At 63.0% G+C, this 9328-nt stretch carries 11 protein-coding genes and 1 pseudogene; 4 read left to right on the top strand and 8 right to left on the bottom strand.

Features of this window, described 5'->3' with window-relative positions:
* A partial coding sequence (locus ACZYZ4_RS04695) for a cupredoxin domain-containing protein (protein ID WP_463858603.1) occupies positions 1 to 277 on the bottom strand: 277 nt, incomplete at its 3' end.
* 271 nt (positions 278 to 548) lie between these two features.
* Here ACZYZ4_RS04695 and ACZYZ4_RS04690 point away from each other — a divergent pair.
* A complete protein-coding gene (locus ACZYZ4_RS04690) occupies positions 549 to 1391 on the top strand; it encodes an alpha/beta fold hydrolase (RefSeq protein WP_463858602.1) in 843 nt (280 codons plus the stop codon).
* A 578-nt stretch (positions 1392 to 1969) separates the two neighbouring features.
* Here ACZYZ4_RS04690 and ACZYZ4_RS04685 read toward each other — a convergent pair.
* On the bottom strand, positions 1970 to 2437 hold the full coding sequence (locus ACZYZ4_RS04685; RefSeq protein ID WP_463858600.1) for a VOC family protein: 468 nt from the start codon (positions 2435 to 2437) through the stop codon (positions 1970 to 1972).
* 899 nt (positions 2438 to 3336) lie between these two features.
* Positions 3337 to 4410, bottom strand: a complete 1074-nt coding sequence (locus ACZYZ4_RS04680) for a DNA polymerase IV (RefSeq protein WP_463858598.1) — start codon at positions 4408 to 4410, stop codon at positions 3337 to 3339.
* Between the two features lie 513 nt (positions 4411 to 4923).
* Between ACZYZ4_RS04680 and ACZYZ4_RS04675 the strand changes: the two genes are divergently transcribed.
* Positions 4924 to 5259, top strand: a complete 336-nt coding sequence (locus ACZYZ4_RS04675; RefSeq protein ID WP_463858596.1) for a hypothetical protein — start codon at positions 4924 to 4926, stop codon at positions 5257 to 5259.
* Positions 5260 to 5436: 177 nt separating this feature from the next.
* Here the strand turns inward: ACZYZ4_RS04675 and orn are convergent, their stop codons facing one another.
* Together orn and ACZYZ4_RS04665 are read right to left on the bottom strand one after the other, a co-directional pair.
* The gene (gene orn / locus ACZYZ4_RS04670) at positions 5437 to 6057 is read right to left on the bottom strand and encodes an oligoribonuclease (RefSeq protein ID WP_463858594.1); all 621 of its coding nucleotides are present in this window, start codon (positions 6055 to 6057) and stop codon (positions 5437 to 5439) included.
* Between the two features lie 41 nt (positions 6058 to 6098).
* Complete coding sequence (locus tag ACZYZ4_RS04665) at positions 6099 to 6296, bottom strand: hypothetical protein (protein WP_463858647.1); 198 nt, start codon at positions 6294 to 6296, stop codon at positions 6099 to 6101.
* Here ACZYZ4_RS04665 and mptB point away from each other — a divergent pair.
* Positions 6220 to 7776 (top strand): polyprenol phosphomannose-dependent alpha 1,6 mannosyltransferase MptB, encoded by a 1557-nt coding sequence (gene mptB / locus ACZYZ4_RS04660; RefSeq protein WP_463858592.1) that lies wholly within the window; start codon positions 6220 to 6222, stop codon positions 7774 to 7776. The genes ACZYZ4_RS04665 and mptB overlap by 77 nt on opposite strands.
* Before the next feature lie 15 nt (positions 7777 to 7791).
* Here mptB and ACZYZ4_RS04655 read toward each other — a convergent pair.
* Positions 7792 to 7956: pseudogene (locus tag ACZYZ4_RS04655) on the bottom strand (DNA alkylation repair protein); the annotation flags it as partial.
* A gap of 16 nt (positions 7957 to 7972) precedes the next feature.
* Positions 7973 to 8143 carry a hypothetical protein gene (locus ACZYZ4_RS04650; RefSeq protein WP_463858590.1) on the bottom strand — a complete coding sequence of 57 codons (171 nt, stop codon included), beginning with the start codon at positions 8141 to 8143 and terminating at the stop codon, positions 7973 to 7975.
* A 140-nt stretch (positions 8144 to 8283) separates the two neighbouring features.
* Between ACZYZ4_RS04650 and map the strand changes: the two genes are divergently transcribed.
* Positions 8284 to 9051: a type I methionyl aminopeptidase gene (map, locus tag ACZYZ4_RS04645; protein WP_463858588.1), complete on the top strand. Its 768-nt coding sequence runs from the start codon at positions 8284 to 8286 to the stop codon at positions 9049 to 9051.
* Here map and ACZYZ4_RS04640 read toward each other — a convergent pair.
* Entirely contained in the window at positions 9038 to 9307 is a 270-nt protein-coding gene (locus tag ACZYZ4_RS04640; protein ID WP_463858586.1) for a GNAT family N-acetyltransferase, read from the bottom strand. The genes map and ACZYZ4_RS04640 overlap by 14 nt on opposite strands.
* Positions 9308 to 9328 lie beyond the last annotated feature (21 nt).

Below are 9328 nucleotides of genomic sequence, written 5' to 3'. Positions count from 1 at the left end.
CGCCCTTGTCCTTGGCGGTCAGCGTGTGCGGGGCGCTGTCCGCGTTCGTCACCGTCACCATCGCCCCCGGCTTCACCGACGCCGGAACCTCATACTTGAAATCCCGAATCGTGATGAGCGCCTGACCGGCCTGTGACGAAGCGTTGGATGATGGGGCAGAAGCGGTGCTGCTGGCCGCGGGCAGGGTATAGGAGTCCCCTCCCGGACCGGTGCATCCGGTGATGGCCGCCAGCGAAACGGCCGCCGCTATGGCCAGGGCTCTGTTGATCCTTGTCATGACAATCCCTTCGCAGGGATGTGTCCTCCACACGCCGGACGGCGCGCCCATCAGGAAACCACCCCACACACTCTTATTCGTCACCCCCGCCCTCACGGACTGCCCGACTGGCATCCCGGCTGTATGTTTCCCATGAACTCGTGAGGCTGAGCTCACCTGCAGTGGCTGTCATGATGCCCGCAGGAAGTTCTCCGATTAAGAAAGACAGCATGCTGATGGTCTGAGTAGGCTGGCTCCAACCGGCACGGTCCAAAACATCGAAGGGTGAGTCATGACCGAAATCACTGCACATCACGGATTGTTCAAAGACACCAACCTGCACGTGGATGACATTGGCGGGCCGGGTCGCCCGGTCGTCCTTATCCACGGCTGGCCGCTGTCCGGGGAAGCGTTCCAGGCCCAAGTGCCGGCCCTTCAGGACGCCGGATATCGCGTCATAACCTATGACCGTCGCGGCTTCGGCCGCAGTGACAAACCACTGACAGGCTACAAATACGACACCCTGACCGAGGACCTGCACGCCCTGCTTGAACAGCTTGAGCTCGATGATGTCACTCTGGTCGGTTTCTCCATGGGCGGCGGAGAAGTCGCCCGCTACTTCAGCCGCTACGGCGCCGAACGGCTCCGCAGCGTGGTCTTCGCTTCCGCGGTCCCGCCCTACATGATGCAGACCGACGACAACCCCGACGGTCCCCTGACCAAGGACGAGGCCGCAAAGATGGCCGCTGACCTGACCAAGGACGAGGACGAGTTCTACGACGGATTCACCCGCAACTTCTTCTCCGTCAACGGAGAACTCAAAGTCAGCGAACAACAGCGCCAGGACGCCATCGAATTATGCAAGCAGGCGGACAAGAAAGCAGCCCTCGCGTGCATGACCGCTTTCGGCGGCACCGACTTCCGTGACGACTTGCCCAAAATAACCGTCCCTGCACTCGTGCTCCACGGAGACGGCGACGCCACCGTACCCTTCGAAGGATCCGGCCAACGCACCCACGCGACCCTGCCCGGCAGCGAACTGCACGTCATCGCCGGAGCCCCCCACGGATGCAACGTAAGCCACCCCGACGAATGGAACCAAGCACTCATCCAGTTCCTGGCGAAACAGAGGTAAGGCGTCCACCATGGATCGCTGCTTCCTCGCGGACGGTATCGATGACAACCGTATTATCAACAATCCAGCCGACTCGTCCAAAGGTGTGAGTCGCAACGGTAATAGGCGTGTTTTCAGCAGCGTTTGGTGGCCGATTAGGCCGAGCGCGAGCTACGCGCCCAGATTGCCGCCGAGGGCATGGCGAATCTGATCTGAACTCTGGTGCCTCGTATCTGGCGCGGTTTCGTCCTGCGGCCCGCTGCTAGCTAGTCGCTGACGGTGTGCTCGGGGCCGAGGTCGCGGAGCATGACTAGCTCGCGCCGGCCACCCGTCCTGAATGGGACAGAGAAGATGTCTTCGGACGGATCACTCCGTATGCGTTATCTACAAGGACATTGAAGTGATCAACGCTGTCTATGCCAAGCACCTGAACGAGCCGTTCCCCGTTCGCACAACGATCCAGGTGGCAGCGCTGCCACTCGGCGCGAAGGTACAGGTCGACACGGTCGTCGGGCTTTACAACGCAACTGTTCTACATCTTCGTTGGAAAGCTGACCTTCTCGTTTCGTCATTCCTCGAAAGTGATGGGCCCCGATGGATTACCGTCCCGCGGCGGTTCCAAACCCTTCGCGATTGGTCCGAGTAGCGGCATCTTCCAGCTCCTCGAACACTGTGATCTGTAGCCCGGCGGGTGCTTCGAGCCGTGCGTTCAAAGATCGCCAGGGCGTCTCGCGCGGCTCGGCAACGACGGTGGCTCCGGCCTCAGCAAGTTTGGTGGTGACGCCGCGCCCGTCGGTGACCTCAAAGGCCAGCCGGATGCCGGCGCCTTGCCGCGCCCCAGTCTCGACCTGATCGATCATCCGCTTCTGGGCGGGGTTTGAGATTTCGAGGGTGGCTCGTCCGGCCTCCAGAATCGAAACCCGGGCGTCACCGTCTCCCTCAAACGCGGCTTGTTCGGGCAACCCTAACGTGTCCCGGTAGAAGGCTATGGCTGCGTCGAAATCCTCGGCCTCGACGATGACTCGAAGTTGAAGAACTGGGGAAGAATCATGCTGGTTTGTAGTCATGATCGTTAGACTAGGACCTGACACCAATGTGAGGGGCAAGTGACCGGTGAGAATTGGCCAATTATCTGAGGCAACCGGTGCCAGTCCGCGGTGCCGTGCATGGCCAACCCCGCCTCGCAGACACCCCTTCTCCGAAAGCGCCTGGTCGGCGAACGGGCCAGGATCTCAACTCAAGTCGAAGTCATGGCGCAACTCTGAAAGCCATGGATGGCGTTCTCGGCAACTTAGCCCGCGAGGCAGAATTCGGGAGTTTTACCCGTGGTTCTCTGTGATTACTAGCGAGCGAGCTGGTGTGACGACTCAATTGATCGCGGTCAAGGTTCCCCACATGGGCCAGGTCATCGCCGACGCACTGCGGGCAAGTGTGGATAGGGTGGCATCATCTAAGCCTGAAGGGGCAGCGCCATCAATTATCGTAGGTCTTACTTCCTGACCGCCGCGCTCATATCGGGATGCCTGCTCAGCGGCTGCTAGGGGCCGTCCGGCTTCAAGGCCTTGGAGCGTCCCGCTACGGCGACGGACTAGCTTCCTGCAGGCGTTAATTTTCGGCGAATCAGATTTGGACAAGGTGCTCCTTGTTGCCGAAGCGGGTGGGAGCAAGTACTTCCTTGGCCAGAACGCCGAGAAGTCGACGGCGTGCTTGGCCGTTTTCCGGTTGATAACCCATCTGGCTGGCACCCCGCGTGCACCACCGGCGGGGCGCGCGAGGGAGAGCTTTTGACAACTGCAGGACTAGGCCACGACTCCTCCATCCTCATTTCCGGCGACTAGGACCAGGTCGATCAGTCCAGGGCACCAGATACTAATCGCGGAGTGTTTCGGGGACCGGCACCTGTTCGCCAGGTCCCATCGAGGTTCCCCAAACGGGACGGAGGCCACGTATCAGACGAGTGACGCCGTCACCAACCGCCGCGCGTCGGCGTGTGTCCCTTTCGGGCATCGTCGGGCATTGCCATTTCGGCCCGCAGGCCTAGGAGTCGGATCGGACGGCCCGCTTCGATCCCGGCTGCGAGGTCCAAGGCCCTCGCGAGGATTTCGTTCCGGTCAAATGTCTCGGGAATCTTCCTCGCGTGGGTCTTGGTGAAGAACGGAGCGTACCGAACCTTCAGGGTCAGCCCCACCACGGGCCGTCCTTCGGCCACAACATCCGCAAGGACACGCGCTGCCAGCTCCCTCACGGCGTCGTCCACCTGGGCGGGCTCGGTCAGGTCCCGCTGGAAGGTGGTCTCCCGGCTATGCCCGCGGGCAACCCACGGGGTGTCGTCCACAACGCTGGCGCCGTCCCCGCGTCCGAGCTCCGCGTACCAAGGACCCATCTTGGGGCCGAACTCCGAGACCAGGTCTTGGGGGTCGGACGCGGCGAGCTCGGCGACTGTGTTGATGCCGAGTTTGGCCAGCCGGCCCGAGATTTTGGTTCCGACGCCCCACAGGTCCTTGGTGGGCCTACTGCCCATGACGTCGAGCCAGTTCCCGGCAGTGAGACGGAAGACGCCGGCCGGCTTGCCGAAACCGGTGGCGACCTTGGCTCGGACCAAGGTGTCGCCGATGCCCACGCTGCAATGCAGCTGCGTTCGCTCCAGGACAGCGGCCTGCACCTGCCGGGCGTAGGCTTCCGGGTTCTCTGTCTCAGTGCCTACAAAGGCTTCATCCCAACCCAGCACCTGCACGGTGGCGCCGGGCTGCGCGCGCAGGGTAGCCATCACCGTTTCAGACGCCGTGAGGTAAGCCTCCTGATCGACGGGCAGGATCACAGCGTCGGGCACTTTCCGGGCGGCAATGCGTAAGGGCATTCCGGAACCCACGCCGAACGCCCTGGCTTCGTAGGATGCGGTCGACACCACAGCTCGTTCCGTGGGGTCGCCCCGACCCCCGACAATGATCGGCTTGCCCGCGAGCTCCGGCCGCCGGAGCACTTCGACCGCCGCGATGAACTGGTCGAGATCGACGTGCAGCACCCACAGGATTCCGCTCACACCACCAGTCTGCCCTAAACATCCCTGGCAAGCATCGGCTCTCCACCGAGCCCGGCCGCCGAGCCTGCGGCCCCCTGACCTTCTTTAAATTCCAGCGCCGCCGCATCGCGTTCTCCTGCCCTGAGCACGGCGTGCACCCGGTGATCGACCCGTTCGAGGGGAGCCGGTAGGGCACGAGCCGCCGGACGTCGCCTTAGTGGTTCGCCCAGCTATTAAGCGGAGAATCACCGAGGGTAGACCAGATTTGTACAGTGCATTTGTGGTTCGGACCAGGAGCGAGAGCCATTGAGGTGTGAGCAGGTTTAAAGTCCGCCCTCGACGCGAAGGAGCGCCAAATTTCCGCCCGGTAGATGTTCCCTTAAAGCGGACGGGCGTCATATCGAGCTGCTGCAAGAGTCCTCAAAAGCACGGCAGCGATCAGCGACGACAGGCTCATCGCCTGATGACGGTGCTCCCGGCAGTGCGGGGACGGGCCGCGTAGGGTGGGGCGTAGGCACAACTATTGGGGGAACCATGGGGTCAACAGGTAAACGTTTGCTGTCCATACTTGGTGGTGCAGCATTGGTGTCGCTTGGCGGCGCTGCAGCTCATGCCGCAATGGGGGAGCCGGCACCGTCAAAACCCGACGTAGCAGTTTCTGGCGACACAAGTCATCCGGAATGCTATGACGCCGGAAAGATGAACGACCCCAGTGATTACTGCTATCAGACGATCGGCCCCTGGAACAGCACACTGTCCAGTGTCGAAGAAGTCCGTTCGCTCGTGAGCCTGGAAAAGATGATAAACACGGGCATGACGACGGATCAAATTCGCAGTTACTATCCGGAGTACCAGCCGGAGGCTAAGTAAGGCCTACATTCAGAGCTTCTAAGCCGTTGAAAGCGTTGGGGTTATCGTACTTTTCGTTTCCTCCAACGCGTTTTGCATGCGCCGGCAGCACGCAATGGCGCAAGAACCCAAGGTTCCCTCAACGGGACGGCAAACCGCCATTCAAACTGTGATTTAACCGCCATTTCGGGTTAACAGTCACACTGCTGGGCCGGGCGTGGCAGTGATGCGCTGCGCGACTTCGCGGGCCGTGGCGCTGTCAGGCCCGGGAGCTGGAACAAAAACCGCCTCGCGGTAGTAGCGGAGCTCGTCGATGGAATCCTGGATGTCCCCCAGGGCGCGGTGTCCGCCCTTCTTGGCGGGGGACTGGAAGTAGGCCCTGGCGAACCAGCGGCGGGAGAGTTCCTTGATGGTGCTCACGTCGATCACGCGGTAATGCAGGTGTTCCACAACGGCCGGCATGTCGCGGGAGAGGAAGACGCGGTCGGTCCCCACGGAGTTGCCGCCCAGCGGTGCCTTGCGCGGGTCCGGCACCCACTTTTCGATGTATTCCATCACGGCGGCTTCGGCCTCGGCCATGGTCTTGCCGTGCGGCAGTTCCTTGAGCAGCCCGGACCGGGTGTGCATGTCCCGGACGAAGTCGTTCATCTGGGCGAGGGCCGCATCCTCGGGCTTGATCACCACGTCCACACCGTCGCCGAGAATGTTGAGCTCTGAGTCCGTCACCAGGGCCGCGACCTCAATCAGGGCGTCGTTCTTGATGTCCAGGCCGGTCATTTCGCAGTCGATCCAGACGATGCGTTCGTTAGATATAGGCACCGGACCAGCCTACCGTTTAGCTCCGGCGCAACCGTCCGATGCTACGATTTCGGGTACATGGGGGCGAGGATTTTGCCGCTGTGCTGTGGCTGCGCGGCCCGGGTGGCCGCTGCTGCCCACGGGGCTGAAGCGCTGAGTGCAAAGAGATTGGACGATCCTGAGATGACGGCGCCTGTGCCTGCAACGGGGGAGAGGTCCGCCAGCGTGATCCCGGAGTCCGCAGCGGCGGAAGTGGACAACGCCAGGTCCCCCATCCTTGCCGGTTTTGTCGGCTCGGTCTGTATGGCGATCGGATCCCTGGGCGTCGGCTGGTTGGCCCCCGTTTCCGAACTCCGCCGGGTTCCGATCTTTATCTGGATGCGCACGGAGGCCATCGGCGTCGCCCTGGCCATCGTGCTGGTTGCGGTGGGCGGCATGCTCCTGGTCCGCTCCTGGCTGCGGCTGGGCCAGCGGGTCCGGGTATGGGGACCGGCGGCACGAAAGGCGACGCTGCAGGCCATCGCGGCGTGGGGCCTGCCGATGATGTTCACCGTCCCGCTCTTCAGCCGTGATGTGTACGCGTACATCGGTCAGGGCCGGCTGATGGCGGAGGGGTTCAACCCCTACGAGAACGGCATCTCGGCGCTGTCCAATTACTTCCAGCTCGGCGCCGACAGGCTGTGGACCGAGGCTCCTGTGCCCTATGGCCAGCTGTTCCTGTGGATTGAGCAGTTTGTGGTGTGGTCCACCAACGTCCAGCCCGAAGCTAGCGTGATGCTGTTCAGGCTCGTGGCGCTGATTGGTGTGGTCCTGTGCATAATTTATGTGCCGAAGCTGGCCGAGCTTCATGGAGTCAATCCGCACCGCGCCCTCTGGCTCACCGCGGCGAACCCGCTGTTCCTTACCAACTTCATCGCCAGCGTTCACAACGATGCCCTCATGATCGGGTTGGCGCTGGCCGGGCTATATTACTCGGCCACCAGACGCGTTGTGCTGGGCATAGTCCTCGTAACCCTGTCCATTGCCGTCAAGCCCATCACCATCGTTTTCCTGCCGTTCATCGGCCTCATCTGGGCAGGTAAGAACGCCGGCTGGCCACGGAAATTCCTGTTCTGGGGACTGACTGGAGGGCTGAGCCTGGCCATTCTGTATGGCCTGAGCCTGGTCAATGGATTCGGCTTTGGCTGGATCAACGGGCTGTCCGCCCCGGGAAGCATTTTCATCTGGTACGCGCCAGTGGGCCTGGTGGGGCTGGTGGTCGCCTCCGTTTCGAATGCGTTCGGCCTCGACGGGTGGACGCTGGCAGGCTGGGTGTTCGACGCCGGTAAAGTGCTGGCCGTGGGCATCGTCGCCTTCCAGATCTTCAAGGGTGAGCATGAGCGGCTGATTCGCCGACTCACCTTGGGATTTGCGGCGGTAGTGGTGCTGGCGCCCATGATCCAGGCCTGGTATGTAGTTTGGCTCATCCCGCTGTTTGCCGTGACAGGCATCCGCAATGACTGGCAGGTCAAAGCCCTGTATTTCATCGTGTCGTTCTTTATGATCTACGCCATTTCTGACCAGCTTGAGGTGTTTCCCTACCTCCAGACCGAGGACCTGGGACTTGCCTTGGTCCTGGCCCGCTTTGCGGCGGCGATCACTGGCCTGCTTTTTGCCATGTACCTGATCTTCATGGATCCACGCACCAAGCGGCTTTTCCGGAAGTCGGCCGAGCCGGTGACCGAACGTCCCGTCATCTAGCCTCCACAGGCGCGGTTATCCAGCTCCGGTGGCTCCCGCCGTCGTGACCGGTTCCAGATGCCGTAGGGCTTCCTTCCGGGACAACGGACTCAGCTGCGTGCCTTCTTCTGCCACGTACTGCCGCACCCAAGCCGGGTCCGTCTTCGCGTATTCACGAAGCGCCCAGCCGCCTGACTTCCGGGACCCTGACGCCCAGTTACGGCAGGGTGGACTTCATATACGCCTGCGCTCCGGCTGCCCGCACCGGGTCCGTCCGCTCCCGCCGCGCTGCGGGGACGGTGTCCAGCAGCTCGCGGTTCGGAGCCTCCGTGGCCGGAGCTGCTGTGTCCGAAGCTTCCTTGTCGAGCGATTCTTCATTCGGCGACAATCCGTCAATGGTGCAACTTTAGCGAGGCGCCGGCGACGTGAATGCTGGCCGGTCCGTCCTCAGCGGGACGGCTCTAGAGTGGGACCAGACAAACTGCACGTTCCCGTGGACCGTGCCACCCGACGTCGGAGGTTCCCTGCATGTCCATGATCAAGACTCCCGAGCAGATTGCCCTCATGCGCGAAGCCGGGCGGGTGGTGGCCAATACGCTGGCGGCTGTGCGTGAGGCGGCCGGAGTGGGTGTCACCCTGCGTGACCTCGATGCGCTGGCCGCCGAGACGATTGCCACGGCAGGAGCCACGCCGGCCTTCCTGCACTACCACCCGCGCTGGGCCTCAGTTCCGTTTCCCGGAGTGATCTGCACCAGTGTTAATGACGCCGTGGTCCACGGGATCCCCGACGGATACACACTCCAGGACGGTGACCTGCTCAGCGTGGATTGCGGGGCCTTCCTGGACGGCTGGTGCGGGGATGCGGCCGTCAGCTTCGTCGTGGGAACACCCGATCCTGTGGACCAGGCCCTCATTGATGCCACGGAGGCCGCCTTGGCACGCGGGATCGAGGCAGCCCGGATCGGCAACAAAATAGGCGATCTTGCCTACGCGATCGGCGGCGCCGCGCGGCGGGCGGGCTACGGTCTGCTGGCTGACCACGGCGGCCACGGCATCGGCCGCACCATGCACGCCGAACCGCCTGTGCCCAACGACGGCAGGCCGGGGCGGGGGATCAAGCTCACCGAGGGGCTGGTCATCGCCATCGAGCCCATGCTGATCCTGGGCCGCAAGGATGACTATTACCACGACGACGACGAATGGACGCTTCGCTCCGCCAACGGACGCCGGGCGGCCCACAGCGAACACACGGTGGCCATCACCGCCGATGGCCCGCTGATCCTCACGCTCCCTTAGGTCCGGTTAGGCTCAGGCGCACCACGGCCCGCCCCGGGACGGCACTGCTGACCACTGTGAACCCGGCGCGCAGGAAGAGGTTCAGCGTGCCGTGGTAGAGGTCGGCGGGTCCCGTTTGGGGCCGCTGTGCGCCGTCCACCGGGTAGCTTTTCACAACATCTGCACCATTCAGCCGGGCATGCTCGACGGCGGCACGCAGCAGGGCGTCTGCCACGCCGCTCCGGCGGTGGTCGGCGGCGACCACAAAGCAGGTCACGGACCACACCCCGCCGGGCGG

The organism is Pseudarthrobacter adonitolis (assembly GCF_055412845.1).
Note: the sequence above shows the minus strand (reverse complement) of the source record. Positions and strands in the feature narration are given on the sequence as shown.

Bases quoted from the DNA above. Each gene is read 5' to 3' on its own strand.
- ACZYZ4_RS04690 (WP_463858602.1), top strand. From the start codon at position 549: ATGACCGAAATCACTGCACATCACGGATTGTTCAAAGACACCAACCTG.
- ACZYZ4_RS04685 (WP_463858600.1), bottom strand. From the start codon at position 2,437: ATGACTACAAACCAGCATGATTCTTCCCCAGTTCTTCAACTTCGAGTC.
- ACZYZ4_RS04675 (WP_463858596.1), top strand. From the start codon at position 4,924: ATGGGGTCAACAGGTAAACGTTTGCTGTCCATACTTGGTGGTGCAGCA.
- mptB (WP_463858592.1), top strand. From the start codon at position 6,220: ATGACGGCGCCTGTGCCTGCAACGGGGGAGAGGTCCGCCAGCGTGATC.
- map (WP_463858588.1), top strand. From the start codon at position 8,284: ATGTCCATGATCAAGACTCCCGAGCAGATTGCCCTCATGCGCGAAGCC.